At 69.6% G+C, this 24,284-nt stretch carries 26 protein-coding genes; 11 read left to right on the forward strand and 15 right to left on the reverse strand.

Features of this window, described 5'->3' with window-relative positions:
* Positions 1-109 precede the first annotated feature (109 nt).
* Positions 110-397, forward strand: a complete 288-nt coding sequence (locus ACFQV6_RS32470) for an Lrp/AsnC family transcriptional regulator (RefSeq protein ID WP_196419919.1) — start codon at positions 110-112, stop codon at positions 395-397.
* A gap of 360 nt (positions 398-757) precedes the next feature.
* On the opposite strand, the gene ACFQV6_RS32475 is transcribed toward ACFQV6_RS32470, so the two are convergent.
* From ACFQV6_RS32475 to ACFQV6_RS32490, 4 genes are read right to left on the reverse strand one after another with little or no spacing between them, the layout of a single operon-like run.
* Entirely contained in the window at positions 758-2,368 is a 1,611-nt protein-coding gene (locus ACFQV6_RS32475) for a cytochrome bc complex cytochrome b subunit (protein ID WP_378031463.1), read from the reverse strand.
* Positions 2,365-3,468, reverse strand: coding sequence for a ubiquinol-cytochrome c reductase iron-sulfur subunit (locus tag ACFQV6_RS32480; protein WP_378031464.1), 1,104 nt, complete (start codon positions 3,466-3,468; stop codon positions 2,365-2,367). Before ACFQV6_RS32480 ends, ACFQV6_RS32475 begins: the two co-directional genes overlap by 4 nt.
* A complete protein-coding gene (locus tag ACFQV6_RS32485) occupies positions 3,465-4,313 on the reverse strand; it encodes a c-type cytochrome (RefSeq protein ID WP_378031465.1) in 849 nt (282 codons plus the stop codon). Before ACFQV6_RS32485 ends, ACFQV6_RS32480 begins: the two co-directional genes overlap by 4 nt.
* A 48-nt stretch (positions 4,314-4,361) precedes the next feature.
* On the reverse strand, positions 4,362-4,958 hold the full coding sequence (locus tag ACFQV6_RS32490; protein ID WP_378031466.1) for a heme-copper oxidase subunit III: 597 nt from the start codon (positions 4,956-4,958) through the stop codon (positions 4,362-4,364).
* 106 nt (positions 4,959-5,064) lie between these two features.
* Between ACFQV6_RS32490 and ACFQV6_RS32495 the strand changes: the two genes are divergently transcribed.
* From ACFQV6_RS32495 to ACFQV6_RS32510, 4 genes are all read left to right on the forward strand, one after another.
* A complete protein-coding gene (locus tag ACFQV6_RS32495; RefSeq protein ID WP_378031467.1) occupies positions 5,065-6,048 on the forward strand; it encodes a cytochrome c oxidase assembly protein in 984 nt (327 codons plus the stop codon).
* Between the two features lie 45 nt (positions 6,049-6,093).
* Positions 6,094-6,531: a hypothetical protein gene (locus tag ACFQV6_RS32500; RefSeq protein WP_378031468.1), complete on the forward strand. Its 438-nt coding sequence runs from the start codon at positions 6,094-6,096 to the stop codon at positions 6,529-6,531.
* Positions 6,532-6,561: 30 nt separating this feature from the next.
* A complete protein-coding gene (gene trpD, locus ACFQV6_RS32505) occupies positions 6,562-7,620 on the forward strand; it encodes an anthranilate phosphoribosyltransferase (protein ID WP_378031469.1) in 1,059 nt (352 codons plus the stop codon).
* A 128-nt stretch (positions 7,621-7,748) separates the two neighbouring features.
* Positions 7,749-7,958 carry a hypothetical protein gene (locus tag ACFQV6_RS32510; RefSeq protein WP_378031470.1) on the forward strand — a complete coding sequence of 70 codons (210 nt, stop codon included), beginning with the start codon at positions 7,749-7,751 and terminating at the stop codon, positions 7,956-7,958.
* Positions 7,959-8,019: 61 nt separating this feature from the next.
* Here the strand turns inward: ACFQV6_RS32510 and ACFQV6_RS32515 are convergent, their stop codons facing one another.
* Together ACFQV6_RS32515 and coxB are read right to left on the reverse strand one after the other, a co-directional pair.
* On the reverse strand, positions 8,020-8,442 hold the full coding sequence (locus ACFQV6_RS32515) for a cytochrome c oxidase subunit 4 (protein WP_378031471.1): 423 nt from the start codon (positions 8,440-8,442) through the stop codon (positions 8,020-8,022).
* Between the two features lie 10 nt (positions 8,443-8,452).
* Complete coding sequence (coxB, locus tag ACFQV6_RS32520) at positions 8,453-9,388, reverse strand: cytochrome c oxidase subunit II (protein WP_378031472.1); 936 nt, start codon at positions 9,386-9,388, stop codon at positions 8,453-8,455.
* A gap of 192 nt (positions 9,389-9,580) precedes the next feature.
* On the opposite strand from coxB, the gene ACFQV6_RS32525 reads away from it, so the two are divergent.
* Positions 9,581-10,723, forward strand: a complete 1,143-nt coding sequence (locus tag ACFQV6_RS32525; RefSeq protein WP_378031473.1) for a cysteine desulfurase family protein — start codon at positions 9,581-9,583, stop codon at positions 10,721-10,723.
* Positions 10,720-10,929: a sulfurtransferase TusA family protein gene (locus tag ACFQV6_RS32530; RefSeq protein WP_378031474.1), complete on the forward strand. Its 210-nt coding sequence runs from the start codon at positions 10,720-10,722 to the stop codon at positions 10,927-10,929. The genes ACFQV6_RS32525 and ACFQV6_RS32530 overlap by 4 nt, the downstream gene beginning before the upstream one ends.
* On the opposite strand, the gene ACFQV6_RS32535 is transcribed toward ACFQV6_RS32530, so the two are convergent.
* From ACFQV6_RS32535 to ACFQV6_RS32550, 4 genes are all read right to left on the reverse strand, one after another.
* On the reverse strand, positions 10,922-11,422 hold the full coding sequence (locus ACFQV6_RS32535; protein ID WP_378031475.1) for an AAA family ATPase: 501 nt from the start codon (positions 11,420-11,422) through the stop codon (positions 10,922-10,924). The two genes, ACFQV6_RS32530 and ACFQV6_RS32535, sit on opposite strands and share 8 nt — an antisense overlap.
* Before the next feature lie 7 nt (positions 11,423-11,429).
* Positions 11,430-12,407 (reverse strand): carbohydrate kinase family protein, encoded by a 978-nt coding sequence (locus ACFQV6_RS32540; RefSeq protein WP_378031476.1) that lies wholly within the window; start codon positions 12,405-12,407, stop codon positions 11,430-11,432.
* Between the two features lie 109 nt (positions 12,408-12,516).
* Positions 12,517-12,885, reverse strand: coding sequence for an iron-sulfur cluster insertion protein ErpA (gene erpA, locus ACFQV6_RS32545; protein ID WP_378031477.1), 369 nt, complete (start codon positions 12,883-12,885; stop codon positions 12,517-12,519).
* Positions 12,886-13,017: 132 nt separating this feature from the next.
* The gene (locus ACFQV6_RS32550; RefSeq protein ID WP_378031478.1) at positions 13,018-14,127 is read right to left on the reverse strand and encodes a glycerate kinase; all 1,110 of its coding nucleotides are present in this window, start codon (positions 14,125-14,127) and stop codon (positions 13,018-13,020) included.
* 60 nt (positions 14,128-14,187) lie between these two features.
* Here ACFQV6_RS32550 and nadA point away from each other — a divergent pair, with 60 nt between their 5' ends.
* The 3 genes from nadA to ACFQV6_RS32565 all read left to right on the forward strand — a co-directional run bounded on the left by nadA (position 14,188) and on the right by ACFQV6_RS32565 (position 17,729).
* Positions 14,188-15,366 carry a quinolinate synthase NadA gene (gene nadA / locus ACFQV6_RS32555; protein ID WP_378031479.1) on the forward strand — a complete coding sequence of 393 codons (1,179 nt, stop codon included), beginning with the start codon at positions 14,188-14,190 and terminating at the stop codon, positions 15,364-15,366.
* A 221-nt stretch (positions 15,367-15,587) separates the two neighbouring features.
* Positions 15,588-16,943 (forward strand): UDP-N-acetylglucosamine 1-carboxyvinyltransferase, encoded by a 1,356-nt coding sequence (gene murA / locus ACFQV6_RS32560; RefSeq protein ID WP_378031480.1) that lies wholly within the window; start codon positions 15,588-15,590, stop codon positions 16,941-16,943.
* A 159-nt stretch (positions 16,944-17,102) separates the two neighbouring features.
* Positions 17,103-17,729 (forward strand): DUF3043 domain-containing protein, encoded by a 627-nt coding sequence (locus ACFQV6_RS32565; protein WP_378031481.1) that lies wholly within the window; start codon positions 17,103-17,105, stop codon positions 17,727-17,729.
* 243 nt (positions 17,730-17,972) lie between these two features.
* Here the strand turns inward: ACFQV6_RS32565 and ACFQV6_RS32570 are convergent, their stop codons facing one another.
* Both ACFQV6_RS32570 and ACFQV6_RS32575 read right to left on the reverse strand, forming a co-directional pair.
* Positions 17,973-18,281, reverse strand: coding sequence for an AzlD domain-containing protein (locus ACFQV6_RS32570; RefSeq protein WP_378031482.1), 309 nt, complete (start codon positions 18,279-18,281; stop codon positions 17,973-17,975).
* Complete coding sequence (locus ACFQV6_RS32575) at positions 18,275-19,060, reverse strand: AzlC family ABC transporter permease (RefSeq protein WP_378031483.1); 786 nt, start codon at positions 19,058-19,060, stop codon at positions 18,275-18,277. The genes ACFQV6_RS32570 and ACFQV6_RS32575 overlap by 7 nt, the downstream gene beginning before the upstream one ends.
* Positions 19,061-19,156: 96 nt before the next feature.
* Between ACFQV6_RS32575 and ACFQV6_RS32580 the strand changes: the two genes are divergently transcribed.
* Positions 19,157-19,711: a helix-turn-helix domain-containing protein gene (locus ACFQV6_RS32580; protein WP_378031484.1), complete on the forward strand. Its 555-nt coding sequence runs from the start codon at positions 19,157-19,159 to the stop codon at positions 19,709-19,711.
* Here the strand turns inward: ACFQV6_RS32580 and ACFQV6_RS32585 are convergent.
* From ACFQV6_RS32585 to ACFQV6_RS32595, 3 genes are read right to left on the reverse strand one after another with little or no spacing between them, the layout of a single operon-like run.
* A complete protein-coding gene (locus ACFQV6_RS32585) occupies positions 19,695-20,654 on the reverse strand; it encodes an ATP-binding cassette domain-containing protein (protein ID WP_378031485.1) in 960 nt (319 codons plus the stop codon). The genes ACFQV6_RS32580 and ACFQV6_RS32585 overlap by 17 nt on opposite strands.
* Complete coding sequence (locus ACFQV6_RS32590; RefSeq protein ID WP_378031486.1) at positions 20,651-21,451, reverse strand: ABC transporter permease; 801 nt, start codon at positions 21,449-21,451, stop codon at positions 20,651-20,653. The genes ACFQV6_RS32585 and ACFQV6_RS32590 overlap by 4 nt, the downstream gene beginning before the upstream one ends.
* Positions 21,444-22,304 carry an ABC transporter permease gene (locus ACFQV6_RS32595; RefSeq protein WP_378031487.1) on the reverse strand — a complete coding sequence of 287 codons (861 nt, stop codon included), beginning with the start codon at positions 22,302-22,304 and terminating at the stop codon, positions 21,444-21,446. Before ACFQV6_RS32595 ends, ACFQV6_RS32590 begins: the two co-directional genes overlap by 8 nt.
* Positions 22,305-24,284: the final 1,980 nt, after the last annotated feature.

Genomic DNA, 24,284 nt, shown 5'->3' on the forward strand with positions numbered 1-24,284 from the left:
GTGGGGAAGGGCAGGGCGGGTGGGGAAGGGCTGGGGCGGGTGTGCGGGGAGGCGGGCGCGGATAGCATGGTCGCGACCACTATCGCCCTCACAGCCGAGGAGCCCGCAGGTGAACACCGCGATCGTCCACATCGACTGCGCCACCGACTCCATCCCCGAGGTGGCCGAGGCGCTCGCTGCGCTTGACGGGGTCAGCGAGGTCTACTCGGTGGCCGGCAACGTCGACCTGATCGCCATCGTGCGTGTCGCGAAGTTCGACGACATCGCGGAGGTCATCGCGGGCCGGATCTCCAAGACTCCCGGGGTCGTCAATACCGAGTCGCACATCGCCTTCCGCGCGTACTCCAAGCACGACCTCGAGGACGCCTTTGCCATCGGCCTCCCTGACGCCGACTGACACGCCGCAATCCGGGCGAACCCGACAGCCGGGCGGACCCGACAGCCGGGCGGACCCGACAGCCGGGCGGACCCGACAGCCGGGCGGACCCGACAGCCGGGCGGACCCCAAAGCGAGTAGACCCCCAAAGCGGGCGGAACTCAAGGCCCGAGGGCTGGAGCCGGGCGGAACTCAAGACCCAAGAGCGGCGGGCTGAGAGCGACCCCCCACTCACGCCCGGAACCCGCTGCACGGCCGGAACGGCGCGCCTGCGTCGCGGGCCGCGCGGGGCGGTGAGCCGTCGACCGTACGAAAGAAATGAAACGAAAGAAATGAAAAAGGCCCGCCGCGAAGAACGCGGCGGGCCTTGATCGTCAGAACTCAGCGACCGGACTTGATTTCCTCGCGCTTGGCGGGGGCGCCGACCGCCGGGGAGATCGGAATCTCGGCCGGCTTCTCGACGGGGAAGAAGAAGCCCTTCACCGCGGGTGCGAGGGCACCGATGCGGTTCATCTTCTTCGGTACGACCCAGCCCGCGTATTCCAGGGGGATGGGGTGTCCGTGCTCGTCGACCGGGCCGAGCGGCTGGTGTACCTCGACGAACTGGCCGTTCGGGAGGCGCTTGATGATGCCGGTCTCGACGCCGTGTGCCAGCACCTCGCGGTCGTGCTGCTGGAGACCCAGGCAGATGCGGACCGAGATGTAGTAGGCGAGCGGCGGCAGGATCAGCAGGCCGATGCGGCCGGCCCAGGTCATCGCGTTCAGGCTGATGTGGAACTTGTCGGCGATCACGTCGTTGGCGCCGGAGAGCGTGGCGACCATGAAGAACGACAGCGCCATCATGCCGATGCCGACGCGCTCCGGGTTGTCGCGGGGCCGCTCCAGCAGGTGGTGGATGCGCTTGTCCTTGAGCTTGCGCGCTTCCAGCCACGGGTATGCCATGGGCAGCGTGAACAGCGCGCCGAGGCCCACGACGGCCGGCCAGAACATCGGCGGAATGCTGTACCCGTCGCCGAAGGGGATGTAGATCTGCCAGTTCGGTGTGAGACGGACCAGGCCGTCCATGAACATGACGTAGAAGTCGGGCTGGCTGGCGGAGGACACCTCAGCCGCCCGGTACGGGCCGAAGAGCCAGATCGGGTTGATCTGGAACATGCCCGCCATCAGAGCGATCACGCCGAAGACGGCCATGAAGAAGCCGCCCTGCTTCATCGCGTAGCGCGGGAACATGCGCTCGCCGACCACGTTGGTGTTGGTCCGCAGCGGGCCGGGCCACTGGGTGTGCTTCTGCGCGAACACCAGGCCCAGGTGGACGCTGATCAGCGCGAGGAGCAGGCCGGGGATGAGCAGCACGTGCGCGATGTAGAACCGGCCGATGATCAGCTCGCCGGGGAACTCGCCGCCGAAGATGGCGGCGGAGAGCCAGGTGCCGATGACCGGGAGGGTCAGCATGATCGCCGAGGCGATGCGGAGACCGGTGCCGGAGAGGCCGTCGTCGGGAAGCGAGTAACCGGTGAAGCCGGCGAAGAAGCCCAGCAGGAAGAGCACGATGCCGATGACCCAGTTCGCCTCACGCGGCTTGCGGAACGCGCCGGTGAAGAAGATGCGGGCCATGTGCACGATGATCGACGCCATGAACAGCAGCGCCGCCCAGTGGTGCATCTGCCGCATGAACAGGCCGCCGCGCACCTCGAACGAGAGGTGCAGCGAGGACGCGTAGGCGGCGGACATCCAGGTGTCCTTGAGCGCCAGGTACGAGCCGTCGTACTGGACCTCTTTCATCGACGGGTCGAAGAAGAGGGTCAGGAACACGCCGGTGAGCAGCAGAACGATGAAGGAGAACAGGGCGATTTCACCGAGCAGGAAGGACCAGTGGTCCGGGAACACCTTGTTGAGCAGCCCGCGCAGCGGGGTGGACGCGGTGTACCGGGCGTCGACCCCCTTGGCGAAGGTGACTGGTGCCTCTGCTAGGTCGAGCTTTCGGCGCTTCACGGCCGCTCCCAGAAGTCAGGTCCGACGGTGTCGCGGAAGTCGGACGCTGCCACAAAGAAACCTTCCTCGTCCACTGTAAGCGGCAGCATCGGCAGTCGCCGAGTCGCGGGTCCGAAAACCGGCTGCGCGTTGTCAGTGATGAGGAACTGCGACTGGTGGCACGGGCAGAGGAGGCGGTTGGTCTGCTGCTCGTAGAGGCTGGCGGGGCAGCCGGCGTGCGTGCAGATCTTGGAGTAGGCGACGTAGTTGCCCCACATCGAACCCTTGTTGCGCGGGTCGGCGTCGGCCCTCTGCCTGGTGTCCGAGGCGTCGTCGGCCCGCAGGTGGATGAGCAGCGTCGGCGAGTCGGCGTGCTGGTTCGTCGCGCCGTGCGGGATGCCCGGGAAGACGGTCATCTGGCCACCGGCGCTGACGTCCTCGGGACGGATCGGGCTGCCGTCCTCGCGGGTCAGCCGTACCCGCTCACCACCGTTGTTCGACGGGTGGAAGCCGGTCGTGAACATCATCGGGTGATCACCCTTGTGCGGGTTCTCGATGAGGCCACCGACCAGCGGGGCCGCGACCGCGAGGCCGAGCGGCGCCATACCGATGGCGATCGCGCCCTTGAGCAGCGGGCGGCGCTGGACACCGAGCTCGTCAGCCACATACAGCATGGTCTGTCCGGTGATCAGCTGCTCGTCCTCGGGGGACGGGCCGCCGTGCCGCTGCTGGATCGACAGCTCGTGCGGGAGCAGCTTCTTCGCCCAGGCGAGGATCGCGAACCCGAGCGCCAGCAGGCCGATGCCGAGCGTGATACCGAGCAGCGGTGTGTAGTAGTCGCTCTGCGTGTGCCCGAGCTCGAACTCCCACGGCCAGGCGATGTAGAAGTACAGGAACGCCACGGTCGCGATGCCCGCGATGAAGAACAGCAGGGAGATGTTGCGGACGACCCGCCGCTCCGCCTTGGAGTTCTGCCCGTGGAACTGCGACTCGTACGTGATGATCTCGATGTCGTCACGCCGGAGACCCTCTTTGACGATCTCGAAGCGCGACAGGTGCGGGTCGTGCACGTCGACCGGCTGAACGCCGGACTCGCCCGCGTGAGAGTGCACAGCCGTCATGACTTCCCCGCAATCCACAGCGACGTGAAGACCAGGATCGTGATGCCCACCAGGAAGATGGCCATGCCCTCGGTCGACGGGCCGTACCGGCCCAGGTTGAAGATGCCGCCCGGGTCCTTGTCTTCCTGAAGCTGCTTCTGAATGTAGGTGATGATCTGGCGCTTCTGCTCCGGCGTCAGCTGGTTGTCACCGAAGACCGGCATGTTCTGCGGTCCGCTGAGCATCGCCGCGTAGATCTGCTCGGCCGTGGCGTCGTGCAGGCTCGGTGCGAACTTGCCCGAGGAGAGCGCGCCACCGCCGCCACCGAAACCGTGGCAGGAGGTGCAGTTCACCCGGAACAGCTCGCCACCGCGGGCGATGGCGTCCGGGTTGGTCTTCAGGTCCTCGACGAGGGAGCCCTCGGGGACCTGCGGACCGCCGCCGATCTCCTGGACGTACTGGGCGAGCTGCCTGGTCTGCTCCTCGTTGAACTGCGGCGGCTTCTCCTCCGCCTGCGCCTCCTGCCGGGTCATCGGCATACGGCCGGTGCTGACCTGGAACTCGACGGAGGCGGAACCGACACCGATGAGGCTCGGGCCGCGTTCCTCGACGCCCTGTCCGTCACGCCCGTGACAGGTGATGCAGCTGGTGTCGAAGAGCGCCTTGCCCTCTCGCGCTGCCGCGGAGAGCTGGACGTCGTCGTCCGCGAAGGCGCCCGGGGTGAAGGCGGTGTAGACGCCTCCGGCCAGGGCGAGGGCAGCGATCATGCGCACCGCTGCGCCGAGCCGCCGGCGCGCCCGGCTGGGCGCGGAGCGCCGCCGGGTGAACACCCGGGCACGCCTGCGGGCGGGGGTGTCAGAAGTCATGGGCTATGTCCCTCTGGGTGTCGAACTCGAAGCTCAGCGGTAACGGCGTCACTGAAGCCAATAGATCATGGCGAACAGCGCGATCCACACGATGTCCACGAAGTGCCAGTAGTACGACACGACGATCGCTGACGTCGCCTGGGCGGGGGTGAACCTACCCATGGTCGTACGGATCATGTAGATGATGAAGGCGACCAGGCCGCCGGTCACGTGCAGACCGTGGAACCCGGTGGTCAGGTAGAACATCGAGCCGTAACCGTCGCCGTTGATGGTGACGCCGTCGTGGACCAGGTGGCGATACTCGTTCGCCTGGCCGAGCACGAAGATCAGTCCCATCACGAAGGTGATCGCGAACCAGCGCCGCAGCGCGAACACGTCACCCTTCTCCGCCGCGAACACGCCCAGCTGGCAGGTCACCGACGAGAGAACAAGGATCACCGTGAACGTAGTCGCGTACGGGATGTTCAGCGTTTCGGTGTGCTTCTCCCACTGCTCGGGTGCTGCCGCGCGGATGGAGAAGTACATCGCGAACAACGCCGCGAAGAACATGAGCTCGCTGGAGAGCCACACGATGGTTCCCACGCTGACCATGTTGGGTCGGGTGAGCGAGTGGATCCTGCTCTTGTCGATGGCTGCCGCAGTCACGGCCTCATTATTCATCCGAACCAGGCCCAAGGTCCCCCGGGGTCCCCAATCCGGCATCGCGTACGGCCCGGAATATTCTGTGACCAGCGGGTAGGCCTAGCCTCGAGTGGTGCACCTCGACGAAATGCCAACACTCACGGCCGGCAGCGGGGATACTGATCTTCCGCCGTTCACCCCGGCGGCGATCTTCACCGAGTTCCACCTTGTATCGCTGATCGCACTGGGTCTGCTGGTCTCGGCAGCGCTGTATCTCTATGGGGTCTGGCGGCTCAGACAGCGCGGCGATCACTGGCCGGCCGGGCGGAGCGTGGCCTTCGTCGCGGGTGGACTGGGATCGATCGCGGCGGTCACGGTGACCGGCATCGAGGCGTACGACACAACGCTGATCTCGGTACACATGGTCCAGCACATGGTGCTCTCCATGCTCGGCCCGATCTTCCTGGCCCTCGGCGCACCGACCACTCTGGCCCTGCGGACCCTGCAGCCGGCACCGCGCCGGGCGCTGCTCGCCGTCGTGCACAGCCGTGTCGTCCGGGTGCTCACGTTCCCGCTGGTCGCGTTCGGGCTGTTCATCGCGAACCCGTTCGTCCTCTACTTCACCGGCCTGTACCGCTCGACCCTCGAGCACGCCTGGCTCCACGAGTTCATCCACTTCCACTTCATCGTGACCGGATGCCTCTTCTTCTGGCCGCTGCTGGGGCTGGACCCGCTGCCGAACCGGTGGCCGTACCCGGGCCGTGCCCTGCTGATGGTCCTCTCCGTGCCGTTCCACACGGTCCTCGGGCTGACGATCATGCAGCAGAAACAGCTGCTCGGCGGCGACTGGTACCCGAACCTGGGCCTGACCTGGATGGACCCGCACGCCGATCAGGTCACCGCGGGCGGCATCCTGTGGGCAGGCGGTGAGATCGTCAGCGTCACGATGCTCGGGATCCTGGTGGTGCAGTGGGTCCGCCAGTCCGAGCGGGAGGCGAAACGGATCGATCGCGCCCTGGACCGGGCCGAGGCCGAGGACGCCGCCCGGACAGCCGATGCTGCCAAGATCACAAACGCTGGGGCGCCGGTTCGACCGGACCCCGAGGCCGGATAACGGATTCGGTACGATCGGCGAGACCTACGACGTGAGGCGGGACACATGAGCGAGACGCCGACCCAGTACACCGTTCTGCTGTACAGCGACGACGCCGCGGTGCGGGACCGGATCAGGCTCGCCATCGGCCCGCGCCCGGCAGCCGACCTGAAGGTCGAGTTCGCCGACGCCTCCACGTGGGAGGAGTGCCGCGCACTGCTCGACCAGTTCGAGATCGACCTGATGGTCCTCGACGGCGAGGCCAGCCCGGCCGGCGGTCTCGGTCTGGCCCGCCAGGCCAAGGACGAGTACCTGACCCCACCACCCACCTGCGTCGTCATCGCCCGGGCCGCCGATCGCTGGCTCGCGGCGTACGCGCAGGCCGACGCGACCCTGCTGGCCCCGCTGGACCCGGTCACCACCGGGCAGACGGTGGCCGGCCTGCTCCGCGCCCGGCGCGCCGGCGCGATCCCGCTGGGCACGCAGGGCGAGATCTCCAGCTGAGAAGACCGACCCCCGGACGGAGGCCCTTTCATGGGCGCGCGTACCTGGCCGAATCTGACGAGTGCCCTGCTGCGTGGCGAGGAGCTCGCCACCACGGACACCGCCTGGGCCATGGGCGAGATCATGGCCGGCACCGCCACGCCGGTGCAGATCGCCGGTTTCGCCATCGCGCTGCGCGCCAAGGGCGAGACCTCGTCCGAGCTGGCCGGCCTGGTCGAGGCGATGCTGGCGAACGCCACGCTGGTGAAGCTGCCGGAGGAGACCCGCACCCGCGCGGTCGACGTGGTCGGCACCGGCGGCGACCGGGCCAACACGGTGAACATCTCCACCATGGCGGCGATCGTGACGGCTGCCGCCGGCGTGACGGTGGTCAAGCACGGCAACCGGTCGGCGTCCTCCACCACCGGCACCGCCGACCTGCTGGAGCACTTCGGCCTCCCGCTGGACCTGGGTCCGGCCGGTGTCGCTCGGACCGTCGAGGAGGCCGGCATCGGCTTCTGCTTCGCGGCCCGCTACCACCCCGGTATGCGGCACGCCTCGGTGACCCGTCGTGAGCTGGGCGTGCCGACCTTCTTCAACGTGCTCGGCCCGCTGACGAACCCGGCCCGGCCCACCTCGGCCGCGGTCGGCTGCTTCGACACCCGGATGGCGCCGGTGATGGCCGAGGTGTTCGCCCGGCGCGGCGACTCGGCGCTGGTGATGCGCGGCGAGGACGGGCTGGACGAGTTCACCACCGCCGCGCCCACCCGGATCTGGCTGGCCCGCGACGGCAAGGTGGAGGAGCTGGTCGTCGACTCGACCGAGCTCGGCCTGCCGCGCAGCGCGCCGGACGCCCTGCGGGGTGGCGACGCGGCGTTCAACGCCGACGTGGCCCGGCGGACCTTCGCCGGGGAGCCGGGGCCGGTCCGCGACGCGGTGCTGCTGAACGCGGCGGCCGCGCTGGCGGCGCAGGCGGGCTTCCCAGGGGACTTCAGAGACACGCTGCGGGCCGGAATCACCCGGGCCGCGGAAGTTGTCGACTCCGGTGCCGTGACGGCTCAGCTGGACCGCTGGGTGGCCGCGGCGCGGGCGGCGAAGGCCGCCGAATAGGCGGCTGTGCCACTCTGGAAAGCGAAAGTTCCCCAACACGCCGAGCGTAATACTCGGAAATGCCCGATTTGCATGTCAGCGTCTGAATGACATTCGGGTAATTCCACCTTCCGGCGAAGGAGACACCCGTGCCAGAACGCGAACTCCGCTGCGTCATCTGCGACGGCGACATGCTGTTCGAGGTGCCACCCTGCGAGGACGGCCACGACGACTGTCCCGAACTGGTCTGCACCAGATGCGGTGCGGCCGAGGTGGTGGCGCCGATCGTCGTACACCTGTGGCTGAAGCCGGACGGCGGCCGCCGCCGCGTGGCACCGCAGCAGCGCCGAGCGGCCTGACCCGGCACACGAAGAAGCCCGCACCCCCAGGGGTGCGGGCTTCTCTTGAGAAACGGTGGGTCTAGTGCTCCGGCGCCCGGGTGCCCGAGTAGTACTCGAACAGCATGCCGCAGGACGTGACGATCACCAGGATCAGGCCGAAGGCGACCAGCCACCACATCCAGAACACCAGGCCGAGGCCGGTGATCGCGGCCGACAGGGCGATGCCGAAGGGCCAGTAGCTGCCGGGGCTGAAGAAGCCGACCTCGCCGGCACCCTCGGCGATCTCGCCGTCCTCCCGGTCCTCCGGCCGCAGGTCGATGCGGCGGGCGACGAACCAGAAGAAGCCGGCGCACATCGAGCAGAGCAGCCCGGAGAGGATCAGGGCGACGAGGCCGACCCACTCGGGGTGGGTGCCGGTGCCGTCGGTGTAGAAGCCGTAGACGATGGCCGCGCCGAAGAGGAACGCGGCGACCGCGGCGAAGATCTTGTATTCGGTCCGCACGTCGAGACTCCTACTTCCCCGCGGCTACGGTCTCGGGCTGGTTCCAGCTGTGCTGCTGGCGCCGGGTGTTGAACGGCTCGGTCTTCTCCGCGTACGCCGCCTCACCGGTGAAGCCGATCGCGGCCATCGCCTCCGGCGTGGAGGCGCCGCCCTTCTTGCTCGTCAGGAACTTCTCGAAGTTCGCCGGCGAGACGACGACCAGCTCGAAGTTCATGAAGGCGTGGTAGGTGCCGCACAGCTCGGCGCAGCGGCCGACGTAGCGGCCTTCCTTGTCCAGCGTGGCCTCGAAGACGTTACGCACGTTGCCCGGCATGACGTCCCGCTTGAACAGCATCTCCGGCACCCAGAACGAGTGGATGACGTCGCGGCTGGTCTCCTCGAAGCGGATCTTCTGACCCACCGGGAGCACCAGGATCGGGATGACGTCGGACGAGCCGACGGTCGAGGCGACCGTGTTCGCCTCCGCACCCATGCCGTCGCGGTAGTTGAACTGCCAGTTCCACTTGAAACCGACGACCTCGACGATCTGGTCCGGGTCCTTCGACAGCTTGTCCACGCTGGTCTGCACGATCGCGGTGTAGTAGAAGAGCACCGCGACGATCAGCACCGGTGTGACCGTGTAGAGGATCTCCATCGGCATGTTGAACCGGGTCTGCACGGGCAGCTCGTCACCGCGCTTGCGATACCGGATCACGCACCAGAAGATCAGACCCCACACGCCGAAGCCGACCACCAGAGCGGCGATCGTCGACGCGATCCACAGGTCGTACATCTCGTGCGCCTGCAGGCTGATGCCCCGGCTCGGCCAGCCGAAGTGCCCGAACGCATCGCCCCAGTCCGCAATCGAGCATCCTGAGAGCAGCGTCAGCAGCGTCGCACCGCCGAGACCCAGCCCGGCCGCCCGGCCAACTGCCCGCGGCCGTGTGGCCGAACTCCTTGCGCCCACCTGCTTCTGCCTCCTTAGCAGCGCCGCCGGGTCCGCCGAAACGGACACCTGGCGGCAAGGCTCACCGACGGTCGCACACTACTCGACCTGGAACGGCCCGCGTCTCACCGGGGGGCCGTAGGTCCCTTGGGGATGGATCCCCGCAGGCCGTCGGAACAAACTCCCGGACAACCGGACGATACCGTTCCCTCTGTGGATTACACAGGCGATCCGGCCGGGGCGGCATACCTGGACTCCGCGAGCGCGGCTCCGCTGCATCCGGTGGCCCGGGAGGCCCTGCTCGCGTCCCTTGCCGACGGCTGGGCGGACCCGGCACGGCTTTACGCCGCCGGGCGCCGGGCCCAGCAGCTGCAGCAGGCAGCCACCGCGGTGGTCGCCGAGATCTTGAGCGTACGCCCGGACGAGCTCTCCTTCTGGCCGTCCGGAACGTCCGCCGCTCAGGCCGCGGTACTGGGTGGACTGGCGGGACGCAAGAGGTTCGGCCGCTCCCTGGTGCACTCGGCGATCGAGCACTCGGCGGTGCTGCACGCCGCCCGGTCCGCCGAGGCGTCCGAGGTGGGTGTCGACCGCCTCGGCCGGCTCGACCTGGACGCCTGGGCGAAGGCGGTGGCGGAGCCGGGAGTGGCCCTGGCGAGCCTGATCAGTTCCAGTCATGAGGTGGGGACTGTGCAACCGGTGGCCGCAGCGGCGGAACTCTGCGCGGAGGCCGGGGTGCCCCTCTTCGTCGACGCTGCTCAGACGGTCGGTCGTTTGCCCGTACCCGATGGTTGGTCTCTGCTCAGTGCCAGCGCGCACAAATGGGGTGGTCCGCCGGGCGTGGGTGTCCTCGTGGTTCGCAAGGGTGTGCGATGGATCTCACCGCATCCGCAGGATGATCTTTATCGCCCACACGCGCAGGGCGCGGCAGATCTTCCGGCGGTGGTCGCGGCCGCGGCGAGCCTGCGGGCAGTGGTGGCCGAGGCTCAGACCGAGGGGGTACGCCTGAGCGCACTCGTCGACCGGATCCGCGAACGGGTCGCGGCGACCGTGCCGGACGTGGAGATCGTCGGCGACCCGGTCGACCGGCTGCCGCATCTCGTCACGTTCAGCTGCCTCTACGTAGACGGCGAGGCGCTGTTGCACGCGCTGGACCGGCACGGTCTCGCGGTTTCGTCGGGTTCCTCGTGCACCTCGTCCACGCTGCGGCCCAGCCACGTGCTGGAGGCGATGGGTGTGCTCAGCCACGGCAACATCCGGGTCTCGCTGCACCGGGGCACCACCGAGGCGGAGGTGGACCGCTTCCTCACGGTCCTGCCCGGCGCGGTGGAGCGGATCAGGGCGGAGGCCGGGATGTGATCACCCTGGACTGCCGTGGCCAGCGCTGCCCGCTCCCGGTGATCAAGCTGGCCAAGGCCATGCCCGGGGTGGCGGTCGGCGAGATCGTGCGGGTGCTCGCCGACGACCCCGCCGCGGCCAACGACATCCCCGCCTGGTGCCGGATGAAGGGCCAGGAGTTCGTCGCCGCCCACGGCGACCAGTTCGACGTCCGCCGGGTCAGCTGAGGTAGCTGACCACCTGCGGGACCGGCTCCTTGGCCAGGAAGGTGTCGACCACGAGCCGGGGGCCGAGGTACGGCTCGTACTCGGCCTGCCGCTCGAGGACACGCACCCAGTCCGGGATGCCCTCGTGATCACGGGCCGCATACCGGGACTCGACCCGGCGCCGGTGCTCCGCGTCGTCGCCGCAGATCACCTCGACCACCCGCAGCGGCACCGCCATCCGCTCGGCCAGGTCGATCCAGAGATCGCGGGCCGCGCGGACCGGGTTCACCGCGTCGATGATCACGTGGTGGCCGATGCCGAGCTGCTGCTCGGCGAGCGCGGCCACCACCCCGTAGGCGGCGAACCCGGGCCGGGTCTCGTGCACCCCGTAGCGCTGGAGCGTGAAGTCGACGGTGTCGACGGCGAGCACCGCGGCCGGCAGCTCGGCGGCGACCGCGGCGGCGAGGGTGCTCTTGCCGACACCCGGGAGGCCGGCGAAGACGGCGAGGACCATGCTGCGGTCAGGCCTTGAGGAACGGCGCGATCTCGGCGACCGCTTCTTCCCCGTACGCGGCGCCGAGGCGCTTGGTGAACTCGGAGGGCTTGATGTCGTACTCCTGGGTGCCGACGGTCTCCAGGATCAGTGCCGCCACCAGCGAGCCGACCTGGGCGGACCGCTCCAGGCCCAGGCCCCAGGAGATGCCGGAGAAGAAGCCGGCCCGGAAGCCGTCGCCGACACCCGTCGGGTCCTCGCCGATCACGTCCGGGATGACCGGCACGTGGATCCGCTCGATCCCCCGCCCGGTGATCTCCACGCCGTCCTTGCCGAGCGTGGTGACACGCACCTTCACCTCGTCCAGGACCTGGTCGGAGGTGAGCCCGGCCTTGGTCTCCAGGAGCGAGCGCTCGTACTCGTTGGTGAGCAGATATTCCGCGCCGCTGATCAGGCTCAGCACGTCCGAGCCGTCCATCCGGGCGAGCTGCTGGGAGGGGTCGGCGGCGAACGCGTAACCGCGGGCGCGGCACTCCTGCGAGTGGCGGATCATCGCGGCCGGGTCGTTGGCGCCGACCAGCACCAGGTCGAGACCGCCGGAGCGCTCGAAGACCGGGGCCAGCTCGATGTTGCGGGCCTCGGCCATCGCGCCGGCGTAGAACGAGGCGATCTGGTTGAGGTCGTCGTCGGTGGTGCAGACGAAGCGGGCGGTGTGCGCCACGTCGCTGATGTGCACCGAGTCGCAGTCGACCCCGTGCCGCTCCAGCCACGACCGGTAGTCGGCGAAGTCCGCGCCGACCGCACCCACCAGGATCGGCCGCAGCCCCAGCTTGGCCATTCCGAAGGCGATGTTCGGAGCCACGCCGCCGCGCCGGACCACCAGGTCGTCCACGAGGAAGGAGAGCGAGACCTTGTGCAGCTGATCGGCGATGAGCTGCTCGGCGAACCTGCCGGGGAAGTGCATCAGGTGGTCGGTGGCGATCGAGCCGGTGACGGCGATCTTCATTTCGGCCCTCGGGGTCGGGGAAACAGGGTCGTTACGGCTTGAGACTACCGGTCGGTGACAGCCAGCAGGCCGCCCCGTTAACGGGACGGCCTGCTGATTGGTTCCGCGATCAGTGGAACGAGTCACCACAGGCGCAGGAGTTCTGCGCGTTGGGGTTGTCGATCGTGAAGCCCTGAGCGTCGATCCGGTCCGCGAAGTCGATCGTGGCGCCGGCGAGGTAAGGAGCGCTCATCCGGTCGACCACGACACCGACACCGTCGAAGTCATTCACGACGTCGCCGTCGAGCGAGCGCTCGTCGAAGAAGAGCTGGTAGCGCAGGCCGGAGCAGCCACCGGGCTGTACAGCGATACGCAGGCGCAGGTCGTCGCGCCCTTCCTGCTCGATCAGGGCCTTGACCTTCACCGCGGCGACGTCGGTCAAGATGACGCCGGACGGGGCGGTCGCCTCGGTCGACTCGGTGTGCGCTTCAGTGGTCACTAGGTATCTCCCTGCCAGGTGCGGTCATGTGCCGTACGTAGGCAACGCTAACCCCATTCCCCCGGATTCCCAATCCGAGCGGGTCGCAGATCACCTCCATCCGACCGCCCCACCCACCACCCTTGGACCGGACTAACGGCGGCTCCATTGCTCAGCCAAGCCCGCACTGAGTTCTCGCAGGCCGCGCGCCGGTTCGGCAAGGGCCATCTCGACCGAGCCGAAATGTTCGACGAGAGTGTGCGTCTCGGTCACACCGGCCGCCGCGGCCTCCCGGTACCCGGTCTCGTTGCGCCCGGCCAGGACCACACACGGCAGGCCGCGGTCCCGGGCGCCCGCCGCGATCCCGGCGACCACCTTGCCGCGCAGCGACTGATGGTCGAAGGAACCCTCACCGGTGATCACCAGGTCGGCCGCGTCGAGCTCGGCGTCCAGCCCGATCAGGTTCGTGACCAGGTTGATACCCGAGGTGACCCGGCCGCCGAGGGCGATCAGCGCGGCGCCGATCCCGCCGGCCGCGCCGCCACCCGGTGCGGTGGTCAGGTTCTCGGCACCGAACGCCTTCTCCAGGACGCCGGCGAAACTCTCCAGCGCGGCGTCCAGGCGCAGCACCGCCTCGCGGCTCGCGCCCTTCTGCGGTCCGAAGACGTTGGAGGCGCCGTGCAGGCCGGTCAGCGGGTTGTCCACGTCCGTGGCGGCGACCAGCCGGGCCTGGCGCAGCTGGGGTACGCCGGAGAGGGCTGTCGCGGTGATCAGCGGGGCTCCGCCGTACGGCAGCGCGTACCCGGCGATGTCGACCGGCCCGGCACCGAGCGCGGCGAGCATCCCGGCACCCGCGTCGTTCACCGCCGAGCCGCCGAGCCCCACGACCACCTCGGCCGCACCGCTCTCCACAGCGGCGGCGATCAGCAGGCCCAGCCCGTACGACGTGGTCCGCTCGGGGTCGCGCTCGTCGGCGGTGAGCAGGTGCAGGCCGCACGCCTGGGCGCTCTCCACGTACGCGGTCGTACCGGCGAGCAGGATCTCCCCCTCGGCGGGGCGGCCCAGCGGGTCGACGGTGGCGACCGGGATCCGCCGGCCGTCCAGGGCCGCGGCGAGGACCTCGACGAAACCGGGGCCGCCGTCGGCGAGCGGGCGCTGGACGAGGTCGTCGCCGGGGGCGGACCAGCCCTCGGCCACGGCCTGGGCGACAGCGGGGGCGGAAAGGGTACCGGCGAACTTGTCCGGACAGATCAGTACGCGCACCCCGCGAGTGTGGCAGGCCACTTTCCCGGGCGCAGCTACCGTCCCAGTCGTTGTGCAACGATGGCGAGCGTGACGTCGACCTGGACCGAGCCCTCAGACTCCCCGCTCACGCTGCTCCTGCTCGGCCGCGGCACCGACCCCGCCAGCGAGCGCGGCGTCGACTGCCCCGGCGACCTCCCCGCACCCAGCGACCCGGACCTGGTGGCCCGGGCGACAGCGGCCAAGGCGGCACTGGGTTCCCGGGTGTTCGTGCTGGGCCACCACTACCAGCGTGACGAAGTGATCCAGTTCGCCGACGTCACCGGTGACTCGTTCAAGCTGGCGCAGCAGGCGGCGGCCCGCCCGGACGCGGAGTTCATCGTCTTCTGCGGCGTGCACTTCATGGCCGAGAGCGCGGACATCCTGACCACGCCCGCCCAGCGCGTGATCCTGCCCGACCTGGCCGCCGGCTGCTCGATGGCCGACATGGCAGTGCTGGGCCAGGTGGAGACCGCCTGGGAGCACTTCGAGGACCTGGGCATCGCGGGCGACATCGTGCCGGTGACGTACATGAACTCCTCCGCCGACATCAAGGGCTTCGTCGGCCGCAACAAGGGCGTCGTCTGCACCTCCTCCAACGCCAATCGCGCGCTGACCTGGTCGTTCGAGCAGGGTTCGAAGGTGTTCTTCCTGCCCGACCAGCACCTCGGCCGCAACACGGCGGTCCTGGAGATGGGCTTCGACCTGGACGACTGCGTCCTCTACGACCCGCACAAGCCGAACGGCGGCCTGACCGGCGAGCAGCTTCGCAACGCCCGGATGATCCTCTGGCGCGGTCACTGCTCGGTGCACGGCCGTTTCACTCTCGACAGCGTCCGTGAGGTGCGCGAGCGGGTGCCGGGCGTCAACGTCCTGGTCCACCCGGAGTGCCGGCACGACGTGGTCCGGGCCGCCGACTACGTCGGCTCCACCGAATACATCATCAAGGCCCTGGACGCGGCACCGGCCGGGTCGGCGTGGGCGGTCGGGACAGAGCTCAATCTGGTACGGCGTCTCGCACTCGCCCACCCGGACAAGCAGATCATGTTCCTCGACCGGACGGTCTGCTACTGCTCGACGATGAACCGCATCGACCTGCCCCACCTGGTGTGGGCGCTCGAGGAGCTGGTCGCCGGCCGGGTGCCGAACGTCATCTCGGTCGACGAGAAGACCGCCCACGAGGCACGGGTGGCACTCGACCAGATGCTGGCCCTGCCCTAACCCCTCCTGCGGTCACTCTGCGTAGCCGAACGAATCCACACGTTCGGTGGAATCTTTAATACTCCCTTAGTGAGCAGCATTTACGGCGTTTCACGCCCTGCCAGCCCTGCCATTGTTGTCACTCAGCGCTATGCTTCCCCGGTTGCAGGATCGGGTACCCCCACCCGCGCCTGCCCCCTCGATCACCGGGTGTCCCAGACGCCCACCGGCTGGAGGTTACGTTGACCGACGATGTCCTGATCGTGCACGGCGGTACGCCGTTGCAGGGTCAGATCCGGGTCCGTGGCGCCAAGAACCTCGTGTCCAAGGCGATGGTCGCCGCCCTGCTGGGTGAGTCACCGAGCCGCCTCTTCGACGTTCCGCGGATCCGTGACGTCGAGGTGGTCCGCGGTCTGCTCGAGCTGCACGGCGTGAAGGTCAGCGACGGCGCCGAGGACGGCGAGATCGTGATGGACCCCACGAACGTGGAGAGTGCCACCACCGACGAGATCAACGTGCACGCCGGCTCCAGCCGGATCCCGATCCTGCTCTGCGGCCCGCTGCTGCACCGGCTCGGCCACGCGTTCATCCCGGACCTGGGTGGCTGCCACATCGGCCCGCGGCCGATCGACTTCCACATCAGGTCGCTGCGCGAGTTCGGCGCGGTCGTCGACAAGACGCCCGAGGGCATGCACCTGAGCGCCCCGAACGGCCTGCACGGCGCCAAGCTGGAACTGCCCTACCCGAGCGTCGGCGCCACCGAGCAGGTACTGCTCACCGCGGTCCGCGCCGAGGGTGTCACCGAGCTGCGCAACGCCGCCATCGAGCCGGAGATCATCGACCTGATCTGCGTGCTGCAGAAGATGGGCGCGATCATCAAGGTGCACACCGACCGGGTCATCGAGATCCAGGGTGTGCCCCGCCTGTACGGCTACGAGCACAAGCCGATCCCGGACCGCATCGAGGCCGCCAGCTGGGCCGCCGCCGCGCTCGCCACCCGCGGCGAGATCGAGGTGCTCGGCGCACGCCAGGCCGACATGATGACGTTCCTGAACGTCTACCGCGCGATCGGCGGCGAGCTGAAGATCACCGACGACCGGGTCGCCCGCGACGGCGTGACCGGCTCCGAGGGCGGCATCAAGTTCTGGCACCCCGGCGTCGAGCTCCAGGCAGTGGCGCTCGAAACCGACGTGCACCCCGGCTTCATGACCGACTGGCAGCAGCCCCTCGTCGTCGCCCTCACCCAGGCCCGCGGCATCTCGATCATGCACGAGACGGTGTACGAGCAGCGGCTCGGCTACACCGAGGCGCTCAACCAGATGGGCGCGACCATCCAGGTCTACCGCGACTGCCTCGGCGGCACACCCTGCCGCTTCGGCCGCCGCAACTTCATGCACTCCGCGGTCATCGCCGGCCCCTCCAAGCTGCACGCGGCCGACCTGGTCATCCCCGACCTGCGGGCCGGCTTCGCGCACCTGATCGCGGCACTCGCCGCCGAGGGCACCTCCCGCGTCTACGGCGTCAACCTGATCAAGCGCGGCTACGAGGACTTCGAGGCCAAGCTGGCCGCCCTCGGCGCCCACGTCGAGCGTCTCTGAGCTACGGCTCTCAGCCGGCTCTGAGCTACGGCTCTCGGCCGGCTGAGCTACGGCTTCCAGCCGGCTGAGCTACGGCTCTCAGCCGGCTCTGACGAGCAATTTAGTCACGATCAACGGCGCGGTGTGTGTCACACCGCGCCGTTTGGCTACGCTCGTGGCGTGTCCCCGCTGTTTCGCCGCAAGCAAGAAGCCGACCTCGTCGCAGACGCCACCTCCTCGGTCGACCAGGAGGTGAGTTCCGAGTCGCGCCCCAAGGGCTACACGCCCAGCAAAAAAGAGCTGGGCGTGGTCACGCCGAAACGGGTGAGCACCGGCCGCCGCGTCCAGGATCCGGCGCCGTCCAACCGCAAAGAGGCGTACAAGCAGTTGCGCGAACGGCAGCGGACCGAGCGCGCCGAGGCCGCCGAAGGCATGCGCAACGGCGACGAGCGCTACCTGCTGGCCCGCGACCGGGGCCCCGAGCGCTCCCTGGTCCGCGACATCGTCGACTCCCGCCGCACCGTCGGCTCCTGGTTCATCGGCGGCGCCGTGGTCGTGCTGATCGGCTCCTCCGTGCCCAACCCGCTGATCCAGCAGATCAGCACCCTGATCTGGGCCGGCCTGGCAGTCGCCGTCCTGCTCGACAGCATCCTGATCGCCCGCCGCATCAAGAAGCTGGTCAAGGAACGCTTCCCGCAGACCGGCCAGCGGCTCGGCTCGCTCTACCTCTACGGCATCATGCGCGGCCTCACCTTCCGCCGCATGCGAGTCCCCAAGCCCAAGGTCGCCCTCAACGCCAAGATCTAACCCTCCCCTCCCCTGGTCGGGCCTCCGGGGACCGGCGTCGAGCGCTGACAGACGCACACGCTGACGCGTCGAGCGCGGATAGACGCACACGCTGACGCGTCGAGCGCGAGTAGGCGCACACGTTGAGGTTGTGTGCGCGTTTACCCACGTCATAGGCCATATCAGTGCACACGCAACCCCAATGTGTGCAGCTACCGTCGCTGGGCTCGGGGTCGTTCAGGTATCCCCGCTGATCCGAGTCGTTCAGGGCAAGCCGGCGAGGCGAAGCAGGGCGGCCACCGCGGCGGCAGCGACAACCACCACAACGAACGGTGCGCGGCGCCACGCCAGGATGGCTCCCACCAGCACACCGGCCGGCCGCGCCACACCGGCGAACTCGCTGCCCGCCATCAGCGCCGCTGTCCCGGCCAGGGCGGCGAGCAGCGCGGCGGCCGCCATCGGCAGGAGTCGCTGCAGCGAGTCGGAGAGCGCGAGGCGGTCGCGGAGCAGAACCCCGCTCAACCGAATGGCATAGGTGCCGGCTGCAAGAGCCAAAATCGCCGTGATCAGCATCGCGCCTCCTCCTCCTCATCAGTCGCAGCCGCGGAGTCCGACACCGCTGGAGCCGCGGCCGAAACAGGCGCGGCGTGAGCGGGAGCGGAAGCGGAAGCGGGAGCGGAAACGGAAGCGGAAACGGAAGCGGAAACGGAAGCGGAAGCGGGACGCCGCCGGGAGAACGGGCGCAGCAGAACCAGCAGCCCGAGCAGGGCGCACAGCACCGGCAACCCCGCAGGCAGCACCGGCGTCAGCAACACCGCGACAGCCGCTCCCACCAGCGCCACCCGCCGCGTGTCCCGGTCCCGCAACGAGGGCAGGATCAACGCGATCAACCCCGCCGGAAACGCCGCGTCCAGCCCGAACGCGTCCGGGTCGCCGGTCGCACCGCCGAGGAGCACACCAAGGACCACGCCGGTGTTCCAGGTGACGAAGAGCATCACCCCGACGGTCCAATAAACCCGGCGGCGCTGGGCGGGTTCACGCTCGGCAAGGGCGAAGGCGACGGTTTCGTCGGTCATCAGGTGGCTGCCGACGAGGCGGTCCCGCCACCGGGTGCCGATGGTGTCGCCAATTGCCAGGCCGAACGGCAGGTGCCGGGCGTTGAGCAGGAGCCCGGCGAGGACCGCGGCGAGCGGGTTGCCCGCGGCGAACAGGCCGACCGCCAGGAACTGTGAGCCGCCGGCGAAGACGAGCACCGACATGACGACGGGAACCCAGGCCGGTAGCCCGTACGCGATGGTGATGGCACCGAAGGAGGCGCCCACCGCGAGCGTGGCGGCGGCCAGGGCCCCCACATCCCGAAGCGTTCGTTTTACCGTACTCATAGTTCGTTATGCTGAACGCAACGCGGAGCGTTCGTCAAATCGAACACCTGGACCGATGGAGCGAACATGCAGCAGCCGGCACCGCCGCTGGCCGTCATCGCCGCCGCCCTGCGCCGCGAGCGCGAGCGGGCCGGGATCTCTCTGACCGAGCTCGCCCGGCGCGCCGGCCTGGCCAAGTCCACGCTCTCCCAGCTGGAGGCGGGCGCCGGCAACCCGAGCATCGAGACGCTGTGGGCGCTGGGCGTGGCGCTCGGCGTCCCGTTCAGCCGGCTCGTCGAGCCGCCGCCCTCCCCGATCCGGGTGATCCGGGCCGGCGAGGGCACCAGCCTGCGCGCGGACCGTGCCGAGTTCGTGGCACGGCTGCTCGCGACCGGCGCACCGCACACCCGGCGCGACATCTACGTCGTCGAGCTGGAGCCGGGTGACGCCCGCGAGGCGGAGCCGCACATCCCGGGAACCGTGGAGCACATGGTGGTGGCTTCCGGCCGGATCGTCACCGGGCCGGTCGGTGAGACGGTCGAGCTCGGCGCGGGCGACTACGTCACCTTCCCCGGCGACGTGCCGCACCGCTACGAGGCGCTCGCATCAACCTGGGCCGTGCTGATCATGGAGCATCGGTAGCGCGGTAGAGCTTCGCGACCACATCCTCGATGTCCGGCTCCAGCAGCGACAGGTCACGCACCCGGACAGCCGCCACCAGACCCGCCACCGCGGCCCCGGCCGCCGCCGACTCCAGGGTGAAGGTCACCCGGTGCCGCTCCGCCGCCGTCGCCACGAGCGTGGCGCCGGGCAGCTCGAAGCCGTCCGGCAGCGGCCGGTCCAGATCGGCGACGAGGCTGCGGCGTGACCCGTACCGGGAGTGCAGCGCCTCGATGCTGCCGTCGTGCACGACCCGGCCGTGGTCGATCACCACGAGCCGCTCGCAGAGACGTTCGATGTCGGCCAGGTCGTGCGTGGTCAGCACCAGCGTCACGTCACCGGACTCGCCCAGCTCGGCCAGGAACGAGCGGACCGCCTGCTTGCTCACGACGTCCAGGCCGATGGTGGGCTCGTCGAGGAACAGCACCTCCGGTCCGTGCAGCAGCGCCGCGGTGAGCTCGCCGCGCATCCGCTGGCCGAGGGAGAGCTGCCGCACCGGAATGTCCAGGAACTCGTCGAGGTCAAGCAGGGAACGGCAGCGGCGCAACCGGGCCTCGTGTTCCGCGGCGGGCACCCGGTAGATGTGCCTGAGCAGCCGGAACGACTCGCGTAGCGGCAGGTCCCACCAGAGCTGGGAGCGCTGCCCGAACACCACACCGATCCGCAGGGCGAGCCGGGTCCGCTGCGGAACCGGGGCGAGGCCGCAGACCGTGACGTCGCCGCCGGAGGGAGTGAGGACGCCGGTGAGCATCTTCAGCGTGGTGGATTTGCCGGCACCGTTCGGGCCGATGTAGCCGACCATCTCGCCCCGCTCGATGGTCAGGCTCACTCCACCCACGGCCGTCACCGTGCGTTTCTCCCGCCGGAATCGGCCGACTTTGACCCGTACGGTAAAGGTCTTCTGAAGGTTTTGCATGGTGATCATGAGCCCGTGCTCCGGTAGTGACGGATGCCGGTGCGCCAGACGCCGCCGGCGATGACCGCCGCGACGAGCGCAACCAGCGGAGACAGAAATCCGGCCCAGGCCGGGAGACCCAGGGGATCGGTCCGGCCGAGCAGCGTCAGCGCCGGCTGATAGGCCACAAAGGCAAAACCGATGGTGTACGCGAAAAGTGCTCGGAACCAGCCGCTGTAAACAGTGATCGGGTACGACGTGAAGTCCCGCCCGCCGTAGGTGAACGCCGCGCCGATCTCCCCCGAATCCACCCACCAGAACGCCAGGCTGGCACTGAGCACGAAGATCGAGGAGAAGAAGACGCAGCCCGCCACCGGTGCGAGGACGACGAGCCCGAGCCGCGCCGGCGTCCAGTCGACGTCGTTGATCGCGATCGCGCCGCCCAGCACGGCGAACGAGAAGATCACCCGCAGCAGCTTGCGCAGCGGCAGATCCATCAGCAGCAACTGCGGCAGCACACCCAGCGGCCGGATCAGTACGGTGTCCAGCGTTCCGGCGCGCACGTAGTTCTTCAGGTGATCCACGTTGCCGACCAGCAGGTCGGCCAGCGCGAACCCGGCCGAGCTGAGGCCCACGATCAGCACCGCCTCGCGCAGCGAGAAGCCGCCCACCTGCGGCGTCGCACGGAACAACACCAGCACGGCCAGCACGTCGAAGACCGTGGCGCCCATGTTGGCGACCATCTCCGCCAGAAACGACACCCGGTACGACATCACCGAGCGGACCTGGGCCGAACCGAGAGCGGCGTACGCCCGCAACTCACCCACCCTGCACTACCAGCCGGCGCTCGGCCCGCCGCTGCACCAGCGCCGCCAGCAGCAGGACCACGACCGCCCACACCACCTGCACCACGACGAGCCCGGCCTGAAGCGCCGGGCCGTCCCGCTCGGCGATCACGTCGAGCGGCGCCTGCAGCAGGCTAGGCAGCGGCGTGGCCAGCCACAGTGTGAGCACGAACTCCTCCGGCAGCAGCCGCAGCGGGAAGTAGAGGCCACCGAGCACCCCGGACCCGAGTGTCCAGATCATGATCGGTCCGCGGGCGTCCTGCAGCCAGTACGCCGAGGCGTTCACCACATACCGGCAGCCGAAACAGATGATCACCGCCAGCAGCACGGAGACGGCGAAGAGCGGCACCGTCTGCCACCTGGTCGGGGTTCGCAGCGGGAAGAACAGCGCACCGGCGAGCAGCGGGCCACCGAGGCGGGTCAGCATCGCGTAGAGCGCCCGGCCCAGGTCAGCGGCCAGATAACTGACCAGCGGAGGGACCGGACGTAACAGGTCGGCCGCGATGTCACCGGTGCGGATCCGATCGGCCAGCTCGGTCCAGCCCCAGAGCCCGATCACGCTCAGTAGGCCCTGTCCCACCCAGACATATGTCGCGAGCTGCTCGGCGTCATATCCGGCGGGCAGGCCGTCCGCCGAACCCTCGGCAACAGCGAGCAGCACGTAACACCGCAGGAAGCCGAACACGATGTTCGTGAACGTTCCGGCTATGGTGGCTTGCCGGTAGGTCGAGTACCGCCGGAAACCCGATCCGATCAGCGCACCGAAAGTAGTGGCGGAGGCGCGGAACGGACCGTTTCGAGAGATCGTCAGCACCCTGGCGTCGAGCCGGTCCACGCCGTTAATCTCCTCTCGAACCCTCGCAGTGGAGCCGGGCGACTCTACCCGGGTCCCCGGCCGGCCGCGGCACGATTTTTTGACAGGTGGAGTTCGCCGTGACGGAGCGTTGCCAATCGCCGGGCCCAGGCGCCCGATGAACGGTTGGAGCTCCCGGCCGGGCGCGGACAGCTGGGACGACGAACCAGCCTGGGTGTACGAGATCACCTGGGAGTGGGAGCCGCTCCCCGGCCAGCGCTATCCGGGTGACCCCGGCCGTCGTAAGGCTGTGCACACCCCGGTCTATGAGGCGTCCCGTGGCAGTGCGGCGCCGATCAGCGCGGCACCGGTCAGCGGGTCGGCGCCGGTGAGCGGTGCGCCTGACAGCCGTGGACGCGGGCGGGCCGTGGTGGGTGGCGCGCCGGTTCCTCCGCCTACCTGGCCGGAGTCGCCGTCTCCCGGTTCTCCCGGTTCTCCCGGTTCTCCCGGTTCTCCCTACCCTCCTGGCTCTCCGCATGCTCCGGCGGCTTCGCGCGCTCCGGCTGCTTCGCGGGAGGAGCCCTCGTGGAATCGGCCGGCCGGGATGCACGATCGGTTCCCGGAGGAGCGGCCGCCCGCGCCGGAGCAGCGGCGGGGACCGTCGCCGGTTTACGGCCGGCCGCCGGCTGACGAGTACGGCTCGGCGCGACCCGGAGCTGGGCGCGGTGTGCCGGTCAACCCCGGGCATGGTCAGATCCCGGTCAACCCGGGGCACCAGGGTCCGTCCACGCCGGTTTCGCCCGGCCAGTCCGGACGTCCGCCGGGGCGGGTGCCGCAGCAACCCGCACCTCAGCAACCCGTGTCGCAGCAACCCATGCCGCCGGAAGGTGGTCAGTGGGGTCGCGGTCAGGGCCAGACACCCGGGTACGGTCCACGGCCGGTCTCGCCCGTGCGCGGCGAGTACGGCCAGGGTCCGCAGCAGGGACGACCCGGTTTCCCGGTCGCCGGCGGGCCGGGCGCTCCGGCGCATCCGGATACTGCCGGACGACACGGGCAGGCCCCGCCGCCCGGCAGATTCGCTGGTCCGGTGCAGCCTGGTACTCCCGCCGGATACGTGCCCGGCCGGGTGGGGCCCGAGCAGGACCCCGGCTACCCGGAGCCCGGCCATCAGGGCGGCTACCAGCAGCCCGGCCATCAGGGCGGCTATCAGCAGCCCGGCCATCAGGGCGGCTATCAGGAGCCCGGCCATCAGGGCGGCGGTTATCAGGGGCGGCGGCAGGCTCCTGAGCAGGGTGTTCCCCGCCAGGATGCGGACGGTCGCCCGGTTTCCGGGCCCGCTCCGACCTACGGCAGTGCCCGCCCGGCGCCGCCCGACGCCTTCCCCGCCTACACCGACGAGCGCCGTGCCCCACGGGACGGACACGGTCCGGAGACGCCGTTCAACCTGCGCCCCGTTCCGCAGGAGCGGGCCACTCCGCCGACCGCCCGCCCGGCACCCCAGCCGACACGGATGACGCCGCCGCAGCCGGCAACGCCCGCCGCGGTCTACCCCGCTGTGCCGGGCCAGACACCAGTCGCCCCGGTCTCCGCGGATCCAACGCGCCCCCTCGACCCGCGACGGGTCGGTCAGGCTCCTACACCTCAGCAACCTTTTGCGCCTCAACACGCTCCTGCGCCGGGGCACCCTCCTGCGCCAGGACACGCACCTGCGCCGGGGCAGATTCGACCCGCCGAACCGGGTGCCGGGCCGTCGGAGGACCGGACGAGGCCGCTCGACCCACGCCGGGCAGCGCCACAGCCGCAGCCCGTCGCGGAGCCGGTCGCTCAGCCGCAGCCCATCGCGCAGGCACAGCCGGTCGCGCAGGCACAGCCGGTCGCGCAGGCACAGCCGGTCGCGCAGGCACAGCCCGTCGCGCAGGCACAGCCCGTCGCGCAGGCACAGCCCGTCGCGCAGGCACAGCCCGTCGCTCAGCCGCAGCCCATCGCGCAGGCACAGCCCGTCGCTCAGCCGCAGCCCATCGC

This window comes from Actinoplanes sp. GCM10030250 (assembly GCF_042666575.1).
Lineage (GTDB): Bacteria > Actinomycetota > Actinomycetes > Mycobacteriales > Micromonosporaceae > Actinoplanes.

Bases quoted from the DNA above. Each gene is read 5' to 3' on its own strand.
- ACFQV6_RS32480 (WP_378031464.1), bottom strand. From the start codon at position 3,468: ATGACGGCTGTGCACTCTCACGCGGGCGAGTCCGGCGTTCAGCCGGTC.
- ACFQV6_RS32485 (WP_378031465.1), bottom strand. From the start codon at position 4,313: ATGACTTCTGACACCCCCGCCCGCAGGCGTGCCCGGGTGTTCACCCGG.
- ACFQV6_RS32500 (WP_378031468.1), top strand. From the start codon at position 6,094: ATGAGCGAGACGCCGACCCAGTACACCGTTCTGCTGTACAGCGACGAC.
- trpD (WP_378031469.1), top strand. From the start codon at position 6,562: ATGGGCGCGCGTACCTGGCCGAATCTGACGAGTGCCCTGCTGCGTGGC.
- ACFQV6_RS32535 (WP_378031475.1), bottom strand. From the start codon at position 11,422: ATGGTCCTCGCCGTCTTCGCCGGCCTCCCGGGTGTCGGCAAGAGCACC.
- ACFQV6_RS32540 (WP_378031476.1), bottom strand. From the start codon at position 12,407: ATGAAGATCGCCGTCACCGGCTCGATCGCCACCGACCACCTGATGCAC.
- nadA (WP_378031479.1), top strand. From the start codon at position 14,188: ATGGCGAGCGTGACGTCGACCTGGACCGAGCCCTCAGACTCCCCGCTC.
- ACFQV6_RS32570 (WP_378031482.1), bottom strand. From the start codon at position 18,281: ATGCTGATCACGGCGATTTTGGCTCTTGCAGCCGGCACCTATGCCATT.
- ACFQV6_RS32580 (WP_378031484.1), top strand. From the start codon at position 19,157: ATGCAGCAGCCGGCACCGCCGCTGGCCGTCATCGCCGCCGCCCTGCGC.
- ACFQV6_RS32585 (WP_378031485.1), bottom strand. From the start codon at position 20,654: ATGATCACCATGCAAAACCTTCAGAAGACCTTTACCGTACGGGTCAAA.